Source organism: Austwickia sp. (genome assembly GCA_016699675.1).
Taxonomy (GTDB): Bacteria; Actinomycetota; Actinomycetes; order Actinomycetales; family Dermatophilaceae; genus Austwickia.
On the sequence record CP064985.1, the window covers coordinates 4093243 to 4107386 of the forward strand.

The following is a 14144-nucleotide window of genomic DNA, read 5'->3' on the forward strand; positions in this document are numbered from 1 at the left end:
CGGGCGACGGTGGCCGCCGTCGGGTTGAGGCCCCGGCCCGATCCCCACGCGAACCCGCGGCGCCTCCTACGCGGAGTCTGCCAGGCGGGGCCCGCGACGTGGGCTCTTGAGCCGCCGCAGGATCGTCTCGGGGGTCAGGCCGATCTCCGCGAGGACCTCGCCGCGGCTGGCATGGTCCAGGAACCGCTTGGGCACGCCGATCTGGACGACCGGGGTCTCCAGGCCCGCCTCGCCGAGGGCCAACTCGACGGCGGCACCGATCCCGCCGCCCACGACGTTGTCCTCGATGACCACGACGCGGTCGGCCCCGCGGGCCAACCCGGCGAGCTCTTCGGGGACCGGCAGGCACCAGCGGGGATCGACGACGCGCACCGAACGCCCGCCGGCGGTGAGCTTCTGGGCGACCGCCAGCGCGGTGGGGACCATGGAACCGATGCCGACGACGAGGTCGTTCACGCCGCCCTCACCGGGCTCGACCAGCACATCCACCACGCCGAGCGTGCGGACCTGATCGATCGGCGGCGGCGGATTGCCCTTGGGGAAGCGCAGCACCGTCGGCCCGTCGTCGACGGCCAGGGCCTCCTCCAGGGCGGCGGCGACGCGGATCCCGTCCCGCGGGGCCGCGAGCCGCAGACCCGGCACGATGTTGGCCAGGGTCATGTCCCACATGCCGTTGTGCGAGGCACCGTCGTTGCCGGTGATGCCCGCGCGGTCGAGCACAAAGGTCACGCCCGCTCGGTGCAGTGCGCAATCCATCAGCATCTGGTCGAAGGCGCGGTTCAGGAAGGTCGAGTAGATGGCCACGATCGGGTGCAGGCCGCCGTACGCCAGCCCCGCCGCCATCGTCACGGCGTGCTGCTCGGCGATGCCGACGTCGAAGACGCGGCCGGGGTACCGCTCCGCGAACCCCTTCAGGCCCACCGGGATCAGCATCGCCGCCGTCAGGGCCACGACGTCTTCGCGCTGATCCGCCGCCTTCTCCACGGCCTCGGCGAAGTCGTCGGTCCAGGACCGCCCGCTGACCTCCAGCGGCAGCCCGGTCTCGGGGTTGATGACGCCCACGGCGTGGAAGCGGTCGTCGGCGTTGTTGCGCGCGTGCTCGTAGCCGTGCCCCTTGGTCGTCATCACGTGCACGATGACCGGCGAGCCATAGCCCTTGGCTTGGCGCAGCGCCACCTCGACCGCCGCCTCGTCGTGCCCGTCCACCGGCCCGACGTACTTCAGGCCGAGGTCCTCGAACAGCCCCTGCGGGGCGAACATGTCCTTGAGGCCCTTCTTCACCCCGTGCAGGGTGTAGAGCGCCGGGCGGCCCAGGATCGGGGTCCGAGCCAGCCTGTCCTTGCCCCAGTTCAACACCTGTTCGTATTGCCGCGTCGTGCGCAGCCACGCCAGGTGCTGCGCCAGGCCGCCGATGGTGGGCGCGTAGCTGCGGGTGTTGTCGTTGACGACGATGACGAGCGGCAGGTCCTGACACGCGGCCAGGTTGTTCAGGGCCTCCCAGGCCATGCCGCCCGTGAGGGCGCCGTCCCCCACGACCACCACCGTGTGGCGCCCGGTCTCGCCGCGCAGCCGCCGGGCGTGGGCGATCCCCGAGGCCCAGGACACCGCGCCGGACGCATGGCTGTTCTCGACCACGTCGTGTTCGGACTCGGCCCGACTCGGGTACCCCGACAGGCCCCCCTTGGCCCGCAGCCGGGAGAAGTCCTGGCGGCCCGTGAGGAGCTTGTGCACGTAGGCGATGTGGCCCGTGTCGAAAACCATGGTGTCTTTGGGGCTCTCGAACGTGCGGTGCAACGCGATCGTCAGCTCGACGACGCCGAGGTTGGGTCCCAGGTGACCGCCCGTGGCGGACACGGCCCGAATGAGGAACTCCCGGATCTCCTCAGCGAGCGCGTCCAGCTGCTCGGGATCGAGCCGACGCACATCGGCGGGATTGCGGATCTGATCCAACAGGGGCACGGGGAGAACTCCTTGGCGGCAGTCGACGTCACGAGGGTACGCCGTCCGCATCCGCCGCGCTGGGCGGACCCTGGGCGGCAGCTGAATCGGCACGCGGCACGGGCTCGTACGCCGTGCGCCCGCGCCCCTAGGCTGTCGCCATGGCCAGCATCTTCAGTCGCATCATCGCCAAGGAGATCCCGGGTCGGTTCGTCTGGGAGGACGACCGCTGTGTCGCGTTCCTCACCGCCGCGCCGCTGACGCCCGGGCACACGCTCGTGGTGACGCGCGAGGAGATCGAGCAATGGACCGACGCCGACCCCGACCTGCTGGCGCACGTCGCCCAGGTGGCGCTCGCGATCGGGCAGGCGCAGCAGGAGGAATGGGAGGCCCCGCGGGTCGGCCTGCTCGCGCAGGGCTTCGAGGTGCCCCACCTGCACTGGCACGTGTGGCCCGTGACCTCGCCGAAGCAGTTCAGCTTCCGCACCGCCGACAACGACCCGGACCCCGCCATGATGGACGACGCCGCCGCCCGGCTGCGGGCCCGCCTGCGCGCGCGGGGCCACGCCGACCACGTGCCGGCCGAGGGCTGACGGCCGAAGGCTGACCGGCGCCGGCCCGTACCCCTCGGCGGGCTGGGCCCCTATCCTGCCGAGCATGCGGGAGACCCCGGCGGAGATCGCCGCGCTGCAAGACCTCATGGACGCCTCGTACGGGCGCAGTACCGAGCATCTGCGCTCGATCGTCACCGCGGAGCGGCGGCCCACTGCCGCCCAACTCGTCCCGGCCCTGGACGGCATGAAGCTGCTCAGTCTCGCCACCGTCACCGCGCGCGGCGAGCCGAGGGTTAGCGCGGTGGACGGGCACTTCCTGCACGGTCGGTGGACCTTCAGTACGGCGGGTGGCTCCGCGAAGGCCCGGCATCTGCGCGCGCGGCCGGCCGTCAGCGTCGCCCACCTCGACGGCGAGCGGCTGGGGGTCTTCTGCCACGGCCAGGCCACCGAGCTCACCGAGGCGGACCCGGGGTGGGCGGAGACCTTCGCCCATTGGACGGCGCACTACGGCTCGGATCCGCGCACCTGGGCCGAGGACATCCGGATGTATCGCCTCGAACCGAGCTGGTTCCGTCGCGTACGGCGTGCTAGACGGCACGTCGTAGCCGCGCCCGGTAGGGCCGACCGCGGGCCGCCGCACTCCCCCGGCGGCTTGCACACCCCTTACAGCCGCGGGATGAAGCGGCCGCCCTGCAGGGCCTCCACCAGCAGCTCCGCCGCGCGGGCGGCGGCCCGCAGACGCAGTCCCTCGCGCTCCAGCACCCCGAGGATCTCCGCGACCCCCTCGGGGCCCAGGTCTTCGCCGAGCTCCACGCGAGCCCGCCGGTACCCCTCCCGCGCCGCCTCGACCTGCGCGGCGACGTGCCGGGAGGCGATCCAGGCGAGCGCGGAGGGATGCCGGCGCAGCGGCTCGTACAGGCGGTAATCCGCCGGGCACTGATCGAGCAGCCACGCCACGGCCACCTGCTCCCAACCGGGCGCATCGGGCGGCGGGACGCCCGGCGGCCAGCCCGCCGGAACCCCGTGAGCCATGGCGCCCCCGTCCCGCAGCGCACGCGCGGCGCGGGGCGGCCCGCTGCGCGGTGCCCCCCGCACAGCCTCGCCCTCCCGACCGCTCATGCTCCGGATTGTGTCTCTCGAGGCCGACAGCGCTGACGGCGTACGGTCGAAGGGACCGGCGAGGGGACCCGACTGCGGCCCCGACGGCGGCCCTGCGGTCGAGGGCGGGAAGCCGGGACCGCAGCGCCGACGCTACCCGCGGCGCGGGATGTAGCCGGCCTCCAGCCGGATCAGGAACCGCATGATCCGGCGCCAGACCAGCTCGGTGAGGTCGTGATCGTATTCCTCGGGCAACTCCGGATCGGTGAACAGGTGCTGGTCGCCGGGGTAGAGGTAGACGCTGCTGCACGACCCGGCCCGCGCGGCCAGGCGCGCCAGCCGCACCGGCGCGAACTCGTCCACCCACGGGTCGTCGACCATGTGGTGGCAGTCCACGGGAACGCCGAGCGGCCAGGGCTCCTCGTCGTACGCGCCGCCGCCGCCGATGAGGATCGCCCCGCGCGCGCCGGGGCGCTGAATCGCCAGCTCCTGGGCGATCCCCGCGCCCATCGAGAACCCGAGGTAGACCACCTCGCGGGCGAGTTGGTCCACGGCGGCCCAGGCCCGGTCCACGATCGTGGTCCAGCCGACGGACTCCATCAACGCGACCCCGGCGTCGTAGCCGTCGCGGCCCCCCGCGAACACCGTCCCCTCGTAGAGGTCCGGGGTGTGCACCACATGCCCCTGCTCGCGCAGCCTGCGTGCCGCGTCGACAATCCCCGCTCGCAACCCCAGCGCCGAGTGGAAGATGACCACCTCAGCCACGAAGATCCTCCAGCCGCGGCGCCCGGGCGGGCGCCCCTGGAGCACAAGATTGCCACCGGGTTGCGCGCAACGGTGGCGAAGCGCCGTGAACTCTCGACCACAACAGCCGCTAACGACAGCGCCCGGACCTGGTCAAATGTTCAAGTTCGCCGTCCCGTCGGGCCCGGCGACGGGCCGCGGCGGCTCAGGCGGTCCAGCGGATCGGGAGGCGCTTGACGCCGCGCTGGAAATTGCTGCGCAGGTACGTCGGATCGCCGTCGGCCTCGATCCACGACGTACGGCCCAGCACTTCGGCGAACAACGCGCGCATCTGCACCCGGGCGAGGTGGGCGCCCAGGCAGAAGTGCGGGCCGTGGCCGAAGGCGAGGTGGGCCCGGGCGTCGCGATCGATGTCGAAGACGTCGGGATCGGGGAAGACGGTCTCGTCGCGGTTCGCCGAGGAGAACGACACGACCACCTTGTCCCCCGCCCGCACCGGCGTACCGCCGATGGCGCAGTCGCGCGTCGCCGTACGGCGGAACACCATCACCGGCGTCCACCAGCGGAGCATCTCGTCGACCGCCTTGGGCAGGAGGTCGGGGTCGGCGCGCAGCCGCCGCTGCGCCTCCGGGTTCGCCAGCAGCCCGATCATGCCGCCCGGCAGGCCGTTGCGCAGCGTCTCGTTGCCGGCCACGGCGAAGAGCCAGAACAGGTTCTCGAACTCCTCGATCGTGACGTGGCCGCCGTCGTCGTCGCGCTGGGCCATGAGGATCGACATCACGTCCTCCCCGGGGGCCGCGCGCTTGGCCTCGCCGAGAAGGTGGGCGTAGGCGTACAGGTCCGGCATGCCCGCGCGGGTCCGCGGGTCGGGCATCCGGCCGTTTTCGTCGGGCTCGGGGCGCAGCGCGAACGCCTCGCGCGCGATGTCCGAGGCGCCGGCCGGGTCGAACGCCGCGCTCACCGCATAGTCCGGGTCCTGCCACCCGATCACCCGGTTGGCCCAGTCGAACATGAGCCAGCGATCCTGCGGGGGCACCCCGAGGATGTCGGCGAGTGCCAGCAGCGGCAGGTCGGCCGAGACCTCCTTGGCGAAGTCGCACCGCCCCTCGCGGCGGCGTGTCCCGTCCCCGTCGACCCCGTCAGCGCCGACCTCCGTGCCCGCCGCCAGCATCCGATCGACGATGCCCCGCGCGTGGGCCGCGATCGACTCCTCCAGCCGCGCCACCGCCCGCGGCGTGAAGGACCGCGACAGCATCCGGCGCAGCCGGGAATGCTCGGGCGGGTCCATGTTGAGCATCATGCGGCGCACGTAGCCGAGGTCCTCCGGCGTGGCCGGGTCGCGCAGCTGCGTGCCCCCCAGCGCCGAGGAGAACGTCGCGGCGTCCTTCAGCACGGCCTCCACGTCCGCGTGCCGGAGCACGACGTGGTAGCCCGTGCCCGCCGGCCACCCCGGCTGCGCCGGCTCCTCGACCCAGCAGGTCGGCGCGGCGGCCCGGAGCCGGGCCAGCAGCTCGTACGGCACCCCGGTGACATAGGTGGAGGGGTCGTGCAGGGCCTGGGTCTCGGCCGCATCGACGGCTGCGTCGACGTGGGCGCCGATGTGGATGCCGGGCGCCGGGGATGGGCTCACTTCTGGCTCGAACCGGCCGCGAGCCCGCCCAGGAAGCCCTCGACGACGGTCACGAGGTTCACCGGGGCCTCGTCCATCGGGTAGTGCCCGGCATTGTCGACGACCTCCAGCATCGCGTGCGGGAACAGCTTCAACCAGGTCTGCCGGGCCGTGGCCTCACCGAGCGCCGGATCGTGCCGCCCGGGAACGACGAGGACCGGTACGTCGACGCCGGCCAGCTCGTCGGCGAAGTCGGCGTGGGCCCAGGCCTCCAGGTACCCCGCGAAGGCCTCGACGGTGGAGTTCTGCAGCGAATGGGCCGCGACCTGACCGACCCACACGGCCGTGTTGCGGTTGCCGGTGGTGAAGTCGATGATCGCCGCGCGCTTGGCGGGATCGGTCGGCGCGCCCCAGAACAGCGCCCGGCCGTCCTCGTCGAACGGCGTGGGCATCGCGCAGACCGGGCTGATGCCGACCACGGCGAGCACCCGGCCCGCATCGTCCGCGAGGGTGCGCAGCGCCGCGGCGCCACCCATCGAGTGCCCGATGAGGCTGTAGTGCTCCAGACCTGCCTCGTCGGCCAGGCGACGCGCGTCCGCGGAGATCTCGGCCATGGTGTAGTCGCCGGGTTCCTCGCGGCGCTCGCCGTACCCGCGGTAGTCCATGAAGTGGTACGTGAAGGCCGCGGTGTCGACGTACTGCGGGAACGACCCCCACCCCGCCGCCGAACCGAACCAGCCGTGCAGGGCGATGACGTGGTGTGGACCGGTGCCGACCGTACGGTGCTCCATGGCGCTCCCTCGCGACAATCCGGCGGACGTTGCTCGCCCGTCGGCGCTGCCGCCAGGCTAGCGACTGACCACCCGGTCGGTAAACCACTGGACCTACCGAGAACGCGAGGGCCGCCCCCGCACCTGGCGGGAACGGCCCTCGGCGTTCGCGTCTTCGTCAGCTCGCGAGTGCTTTGGCTCGCTTCCTCAAGCTCGCTGCGCTCGCTCGATCGTCAGCTCGCGAGTGCTTTGGCTCGCTTCCTCAAGCTCGCTGCGCTCGCTCGATCGTCAGCTCGCGAGTGCTTTGGCTCGCTTCCTCAAGCTCGCTGCGCTCGCTCGATCGTCAGCTCGCGACGAGACCGCGCAGCACATACTGCAGGATCCCGTCGTTGCGGTAGTAGTCCCGCTCCCCGGGGGTGTCGATCCGCAGCGGCGCGTCGAACTCCACCGTGCTGCCGTCCTCCTTGCGGGCCACGACCGCCAGGGTGCGGGGCGTGCGGCCCTCGTTGAGCTCCGTCACGCCCGTGATGTCGAACGTCTCCGTGCCGTCCAGCCCGAGGCTCTCGGCGCTCTGCCCCTCCGGGAACTGCAGCGGCAGGACGCCCATCCCGATGAGGTTGGACCGGTGGATCCGTTCGTAGCTCTCCGCGATGACCGCCTTGACGCCCAGCAGTCGGGTGCCCTTGGCGGCCCAGTCGCGCGAGCTGCCCGAGCCGTACTCCTTGCCGCCCAGGATCACCAGCGGCACCCCCGCGGCCTGGTAGGCCTCGGACGCGTCGTAAATCGTGGTCTGCTCGCCACCGGCGAGGAAGTTGCGGGTGAAGCCGCCCTCGACGCCGTCCAGCAGCTGGTTGCGCAGCCGGATGTTGGCGAACGTGCCGCGCACCATGACCTCGTGGTTGCCGCGGCGGCTGCCGTAGCTGTTGAAGTCCTTGCGCTCGACCCCGTGCTCGGCCAGGTACTTCCCGGCCGGGCTGTCCGCCTTGATCGAACCCGCCGGGCTGATGTGGTCGGTGGTCACCGAGTCACCCAGCTTGGCCAGGACGCGGGCGCCGTGGATGTCCTCCACCGGCGTCAGCTCCATGGTCATGCCCTCGAAGTAGGTGGGCTTGCGCACGTACGTCGAGTCGGCGTCCCAATCGAAGGTCTTGCCCTCCGGGGTGTTCAGGCCCTGCCAACGCGCATCCCCGGCGAAGACGTCCTTGTAGTCCTCGACGAACAGCTCACGGGTGATGGACCGGGCGATCTCCGCGTCGACGTCCGCCGGCGAGGGCCAGATGTCGGCGAGGAAGACGTCGTTGCCGCCGGCGTCCTTGCCCAGCGACTCGGTCTCGAAGTCGAAGTCCATCGTCCCGGCCAGGGCGTAAGCGATGACCATCGGCGGCGAGGCCAGGTAGTTCATCTTGACGTCCGGGCTGATGCGGCCCTCGAAGTTGCGGTTGCCCGACAGGACCGCCGTGACCGCGAGGTCGTTGTCGTTGATGGCCTTGCTGATCGCGTCGTCCAGCGGGCCGGAGTTGCCGATGCAGGTCGCGCAGCCGTAGCCGACCAGGTTGAAGCCCAGCGCGTCCAGCGAGGACCAGAGCCCGGCCTTCTCGTAGTAGCCCGTGACGACCTGGCTGCCCGGCGCCATCGAGGTCTTGACCCAGGGCTTGGCGGTCAGGCCCTTGGCTGCGGCGTTGCGCGCCAGCATGCCGGCGGCGAGCATCACCGAGGGGTTGGACGTGTTCGTGCACGAGGTGATCGAGGCGATCGCCACGTGGCCGTGGTCCAGGTCGAAGGTGCCCTTCCCGGTGGTGACGGACACCCGGTGGCTGGGCCGCCCCGCGCCGTCGCCGGTCACCTCGGGCGCCGCGCCGCCGGACTCGGTGTCGCTCTCGGGAGCGGCCGGGTCGGAGGCCGGGAAGCTGCCCGCGTCGTCGCCGGTCACCGTCGTCGTCCCGCCGTCCTTGGCGTACGACGGGAGCACCTCGCGGAACGAGGTCTTGGCCTCGGACAGCTCGATGCGGTCCTGGGGACGCTTCGGGCCGGAGATCGACGGCACCACGGTCGACAGGTCGAGCTCGAGCTTCTCGGAGAACCGGGCCTCCTTGCTCGGGTCGGCCCACATGCCCTGCTCCTTGGCGTACGCCTCGACGAGGGCGACCTGCTCCTCGCTGCGGCCGGTCAGGCGCAGGTAGTCGAGCGTGAGGTCGTCGATGGCGAAGATGCCGCAGGTCGAGCCGTACTCCGGGGCCATGTTCGCGATCGTGGCGCGGTTGGCGAGCGGCACGTGGGCGAGGCCCTCGCCGTAGTACTCCACGAACTTGCCCACCACGCCGTGCTTGCGCAGCATCTCGACGATGGTCAACACGACATCGGTCGCGGTCACGCCGGCACCCGGCGTACCGGTCAGCTTGAACCCGACCACCCGCGGGATGAGCATGGAGACCGGCTGGCCCAGCATGGCGGCCTCGGCCTCGATGCCGCCGACGCCCCAGCCGAGCACGCCGAGACCGTTAACCATGGTCGTGTGGGAGTCGGTGCCCACGCAGGTGTCGGGGTAGGCCTGCCCGTCGCGGGTCATGATGACCCGGGCGAGGTGCTCGATGTTGACCTGGTGGACGATGCCGGTGCCCGGGGGGACGACCTTGAAGTCGTCGAAGGCCATCTGGCCCCAGCGCAGGAACTGGTAGCGCTCGCCGTTGCGCTCGTACTCGTAGTCCTGGTTGATCTTGAACGCCTGCGGCGTGCCGGCGACGTCGATCTGGACCGAGTGGTCGATGACGAGCTCCGCGGGCGCCAGCGGGTTGATCTTGCTGGGGTCGCCGCCAAGGTCGGCGACGGCCTCGCGCATGGTGGCGAGGTCGACGACGCACGGCACGCCCGTGAAGTCCTGCATGACCACGCGCGCCGGGGTGAACTGGATCTCGGTGTCCGGCTCGGCGTTCTCGTCCCAGCCGCCGAGCGCGCGGATGTGATCCGCGGTGATGTTCGCGCCGTCCTCCGTGCGCAGCAGGTTCTCCAGCAGGACCTTGAGGCTGTACGGCAGAGTCTCGCTGCCCTCCACCGCGTTCAGCCGGAAGATCTCATAGCTGGCCGACCCGACTTGCAGCGTTCCCTTGGCCTTGAAGCTGTCCTGGCTCACATCGGCTCCTTCACGAGTTATCTCGACGTCAAGATATCTAACCACATCGAGGGCGCGGCACACCAGCGTCGAGTTCGATCCTGCCGCAGTTGCTCGGTGACCGGTATCCGTGCGCGGGGCGGGCTTTCCGATTCCGCCCGCGGCAGGGGCGCGCAGGTGCACCACCGCGGCCGCGATGAGCTGCGGTGCGGGTGCCGGGGCAGCGGGATGGCCGATGGCACGGCCTCCCCGATACTTGGATATCACCTATGGATATCTGGGGGCGGTGGCACCGTGAGCACGACGAAGACGTCGATCGAGATCGATGACGATGCCCTCGCCGCGGCCGCCGAGGTGCTGGGGACCCGGACCAAGAAGGACACCGTGAACGGCGCTCTGCGCGAAGTCAGCGCCCGCCTGCGACGGCTGCGGGCCCTCGACGGGCTCGGCGCGATGGCCGATCGTGGGGATTTCGATGAGTTCGTCGGGGACGCGACGGCCTACCGCAAGCACCCGTGACCCACGCGCGCTACCTGATCGACACCTCCGGGTTGTTCCGCATCCTTCAGCGGGAGCAGCGCCTCGCGTGGGGCGACCACCTCGCCGCCGGGCTGATTGCGGTGTGCCCGCTGGTCGAGTTGGACTTCTGCTACTCCGCCCGCACGCTGGCGGATCGACTCGACAAGGTTCGCCTGCTCCACGAGGTGTTTCCGTGGGTGCCGATGGCCGACGCGGCGTACCAGCGAGCGGAGGAGGTCCAACAACTCCTTACCCAGCACGGCACCCACCGTTCGGCGGGGGCGGTGGACCTGCTCATCGCCGCGACCGCCGAGCGCGCGGGACTGGTCGTCCTCGCCGACGATCGCGACTTTCGCACCATCGCCAAGGTGACAGGCCAACCGGTGGCTGGCGTCGTGGGCGGCCCCGGCCCGCGCGGCTGAGCCGCAGACCGAAGGTGGGCCAGCAGGAGGACGAGGCTCGTCCTGACCGCGCGCTAGCTGGACGTTGCGTCGGCCGCCGGGCGCAGGATCGCGACGCACTCCACGTGGTGGGTCATCGGAAAGGCGTCGTACGCCGTGAGCTCGGCCAGCTCATAGCCCAGCTCGGCCGCATACGCCAGGTCCCGGGCCAGCGCTGCAGGATCGCAGGCCACGTAGGCCACCGCGCGCGGGCCGAGCCCCACGATGCCGGCCAGCACGTCTCGACCCGCCCCGGTGCGGGGCGGGTCGAGGACGGCGACGTCGAAGCCCACCCCCTGCTCCGCCAGCTCGACCAGCGCGTGGTCCACGCGCCCGTGCACGACACTCACGTGGCCGTCGTCGGCGAAGTGATCGGCAGCGGCCAGGGCCGCCCGGGCCTCCGCCTCGACGGCCAACACCTCGCCGCCCGGGCCCACGGCGTCCGCCAGCGCGCGAGCGAACAGGCCGGCGCCGGCGTACAGGTCCAGGCACCGCTCCCCGGCGCGCGGCGCGAGGCCCGCCAGGACCGTCGCGGTGAGGGTCTCCGCCGCGGCGGGGTGCACCTGCCAGAAGCCCAGGGCGTTGAGGCGGAAGACGACGTCCTCGCCGCCGATGCGCACCTGCTCGTGGATCGTGGGCGTCTTGCGCAGCCCCTGGGGGGCGGGGACCACGGCGCGCTCCCCCGTCGAGGAGGCGACGACGTGGACCGCCTTCGCTCGGGGGAAGGTGCGCTCGAAGACGCCCCTCGCCGCGATCTCCTCCGTGGCGATCAGGCACTCGTCGATCGCGAGGACCGCCCGGCTGCGATGAGGATGGAAGCCCAGCCGCCCCCGACGATCGACGGCCAGGTCGGTCCGGGTCCGCCAGCGCAGCCCGTCGGGCGAGCCCGGCAACGGCTGAACCACGACCTCGCGGTCGAGGCCGGCGAGGCGAGCGAGCTGCTCGCGCACGACGTACGCCTTGAGCTCGCGCTGGTAGGCGACGTCGGCGTGCTGGAAGTCGCAGCCCCCGCAGCCTGCCGGACCGGCGTAGCGGCACGGCGCGCTCACCCGATGCGGCGAGGCGTCGAGCACCTCGATGGCCTCCGCCAGGAGGAACCGGTCCCGCTCCCGGCCGCTCGTCACCCGGACGCGCACGCGCTCGCCGGGCAGCGTGTGCCGCACGAAGAGCACCAGCCCTTCATGCCGGGCGACCCACTGCCCGCCGTGCGCCACGGGACCGACGTCGACGACGTACTCCGTGCCGACCATCGACCGGCGTGACTCGCTCACTCGCCCCTCCGGACGGCACCCGGGGCCGACCCCGCCTCCAGCGCCTCGAACCACGCCTCGCGGTCGGCGGAGCTGCGCAGCTGCCAGGGCACGCTCACCATCATGACGCCCGGCGTGAACAGCAGGGCGGCCTTCAGGCGCAGCGCCGACTGGTTGTGCAGCACCTGTTCCCACCAGCGCCCGACGACGTATTCGGGGACGTAGACCGTGACGACGTCCTGCGGGTACTTCTGCCGGACCCGCTTGACGTAGTCGATGATCGGGCGGGTGATCTCGCGGTAGGGGCTGTCCAGCACGGTCAGGTGCACGGGGATGTCCCGGCGGTCCCACTCGCGCACCAGGTCGTGCGTCGCCTCCGGCTCCACGTCGACGGTGATGGCCTCCAGGTGACTCGGCCGGGAGGCACGGGCGTAGGCGAGGGCCCGCATGGTCGGCTTGTGGATCTTGCTGACCAGCACGATCGCGTGCACCCGGCTGGGCAGCGCCCGCTCCTCGCGGGGGTCGTCGCCCAGCGTCAGCTCGCGGCTGACCGAGCGGTAGTGCTTGTTGATCGCCTGCATGAGGAAGTAGATGACGACCATCGCGAGGATGGCCCACTTCGCGCCGCGCTGGAACTTGGTCACCAGGACGATGAGCAGCACCAGCCCGGACATGGTGGCCCCGACGAAGTTGATGACGCGGCTGCGCAGCATCTGCGGCCGCTCGGCCGGCAGCGCCGTGGGCAGGAGCCGGTTCCAGTGCCGCAGCATGCCGATCTGGCTCAGCGTGAAGGAGACGAACACCCCGACGATGTAGAGCTGGATCAGCTCGGTGACCTTCGCGTCGTACACGATGATGAGCACGCAGGCCGCGCCGGCGAGGATGAGGATGCCGTTGCTGAACGCGAGGCGGTCGCCGCGGGTGTGCAGCTGGCGCGGCAGGAAGCCGTCCTTGGCGAGGACCGAGGCGAGCACCGGGAAGCCGTTGAAGGCGGTGTTCGCGGCCAGGATGAGGATGATGCCGGTGACGCCGGCGATGAAGTAGAGGCCCAGCGGGAAGGTGTCGAACACCGTGTGGGCGAGCTGGCCGAGGACCGTCTCCTGGACGTAGTCCTCGCCCACCGGCTGGCCGTCGCGCAGCAGCTGCTCCGCCGGGAACTCCGCGAACTTCAGCTGGATCTTGTTGGCCAGAAAAATGATCGACATGAGCATGGTCACGGCGATGGTGCCCATGAGCAGGAGTGTCGTCGCGGCGTTCTTGCTCTTGGGCTTCTTGAACGCCGGGACGCCGTTGCTGATCGCCTCGACGCCCGTGAGGGCGGCACAGCCGGAGGAGAAGGCCCGCAGCAGCAGGAAGAACATCGCAAACCCCGCGATGCCGTCCATGCCGTGTTCGGGCACGAGTTCGAACTGGGCCGACTCCGCCATCGGGAGGGTTCCGGTGGCGGCCCGGAACCAGCCGTAGGCCGCCATCCCGATCACGCCGAACATGAACGCGTACGTCGGGATGGCGAAGAGCGTCCCGGATTCACGCACACCCCGCAGGTTCATGGCGGTGAGCAACACGACGAGAAGGACCGCCACGGGCATCTCATGGCCTCTGACCTGCGGCAGGGCCGCCGCGGCGTTCTGCACGCCCGACGAGATCGACACGGCGACCGTGAGGACGTAGTCGACGAGCAGCGCGCTCGCCACGATGACCCCGTAGCGCGGGCCGAGGTTGACGGTGGCCACCTCGTAGTCGCCGCCGCCGGAGGGGTAGGCGTGCACGTTCTGGCGGTAGGACATGACGACCACGACCATGACGAACACGACCGCGAGGCCGATCTGCCATGAATGGGTGGTCGCGAAGGCCCCTCCGGCGATCGCGAGCGTGAGGAAGATCTCGTCCGGCGCGTAGGCCACAGAGGACAACGCGTCGCTGGCGAACACCGGCAACGCGATCCGCTTCGGCAGAAGCGTCTCGCCCAGTTTGTCGCTGCGCATCGCGCGGCCGAGGAGTACCCGCTTGAGGGTGCGGCTGGCGTTCGACACGGGTTCACTGTAGGACCGCCGGAGCCCGATACCTACCTGGGGCGACGCCCCTGCCTGGTGGCGGTGCTTGTTACCTGGGACCG

Annotated in this window: 11 protein-coding genes and 1 pseudogene; 4 read left to right on the forward strand and 8 right to left on the reverse strand. The window is 71.2% G+C overall.

Annotation, left to right across the window (positions count from 1 at the left end; genetic code table 11):
• Positions 1-66: 66 nt before the first annotated feature.
• Complete coding sequence (locus IPK37_18695) at positions 67-1959, reverse strand: 1-deoxy-D-xylulose-5-phosphate synthase (protein ID QQS00780.1); 1893 nt, start codon at positions 1957-1959, stop codon at positions 67-69.
• Between the two features lie 140 nt (positions 1960-2099).
• On the opposite strand from IPK37_18695, the gene IPK37_18700 reads away from it, so the two are divergent.
• Together IPK37_18700 and IPK37_18705 are read left to right on the forward strand one after the other, a co-directional pair.
• Positions 2100-2531: an HIT family protein gene (locus IPK37_18700; GenBank protein ID QQS00781.1), complete on the forward strand. Its 432-nt coding sequence runs from the start codon at positions 2100-2102 to the stop codon at positions 2529-2531.
• 64 nt (positions 2532-2595) lie between these two features.
• Positions 2596-3060: pseudogene (locus tag IPK37_18705) on the forward strand (pyridoxamine 5'-phosphate oxidase family protein).
• Between the two features lie 95 nt (positions 3061-3155).
• Here IPK37_18705 and IPK37_18710 read toward each other — a convergent pair.
• From IPK37_18710 to IPK37_18730, 5 genes are all read right to left on the reverse strand, one after another.
• Entirely contained in the window at positions 3156-3524 is a 369-nt protein-coding gene (locus IPK37_18710; protein ID QQS03008.1) for a hypothetical protein, read from the reverse strand.
• 219 nt (positions 3525-3743) lie between these two features.
• Positions 3744-4355: a dienelactone hydrolase family protein gene (locus IPK37_18715; GenBank protein ID QQS00782.1), complete on the reverse strand. Its 612-nt coding sequence runs from the start codon at positions 4353-4355 to the stop codon at positions 3744-3746.
• Positions 4356-4539: 184 nt separating this feature from the next.
• Positions 4540-5934 carry a cytochrome P450 gene (locus IPK37_18720; GenBank protein QQS03009.1) on the reverse strand — a complete coding sequence of 465 codons (1395 nt, stop codon included), beginning with the start codon at positions 5932-5934 and terminating at the stop codon, positions 4540-4542.
• 26 nt (positions 5935-5960) lie between these two features.
• Entirely contained in the window at positions 5961-6734 is a 774-nt protein-coding gene (locus IPK37_18725; GenBank protein ID QQS00783.1) for an alpha/beta hydrolase, read from the reverse strand.
• 322 nt (positions 6735-7056) lie between these two features.
• Positions 7057-9840 (reverse strand): aconitate hydratase, encoded by a 2784-nt coding sequence (locus tag IPK37_18730; GenBank protein QQS00784.1) that lies wholly within the window; start codon positions 9838-9840, stop codon positions 7057-7059.
• A gap of 207 nt (positions 9841-10047) precedes the next feature.
• On the opposite strand from IPK37_18730, the gene IPK37_18735 reads away from it, so the two are divergent.
• Entirely contained in the window at positions 10048-10338 is a 291-nt protein-coding gene (locus tag IPK37_18735; GenBank protein ID QQS03010.1) for a type II toxin-antitoxin system VapB family antitoxin, read from the forward strand.
• A complete protein-coding gene (locus IPK37_18740; protein ID QQS00785.1) occupies positions 10335-10760 on the forward strand; it encodes a PIN domain nuclease in 426 nt (141 codons plus the stop codon). Before IPK37_18735 ends, IPK37_18740 begins: the two co-directional genes overlap by 4 nt.
• Positions 10761-10813: 53 nt before the next feature.
• On the opposite strand, the gene IPK37_18745 is transcribed toward IPK37_18740, so the two are convergent.
• Positions 10814-12028: a class I SAM-dependent RNA methyltransferase gene (locus tag IPK37_18745; GenBank protein QQS03011.1), complete on the reverse strand. Its 1215-nt coding sequence runs from the start codon at positions 12026-12028 to the stop codon at positions 10814-10816.
• A 17-nt stretch (positions 12029-12045) separates the two neighbouring features.
• A complete protein-coding gene (locus IPK37_18750) occupies positions 12046-14061 on the reverse strand; it encodes an APC family permease (GenBank protein ID QQS00786.1) in 2016 nt (671 codons plus the stop codon).
• Between the last annotated feature and the right edge of the window lie 83 nt (positions 14062-14144).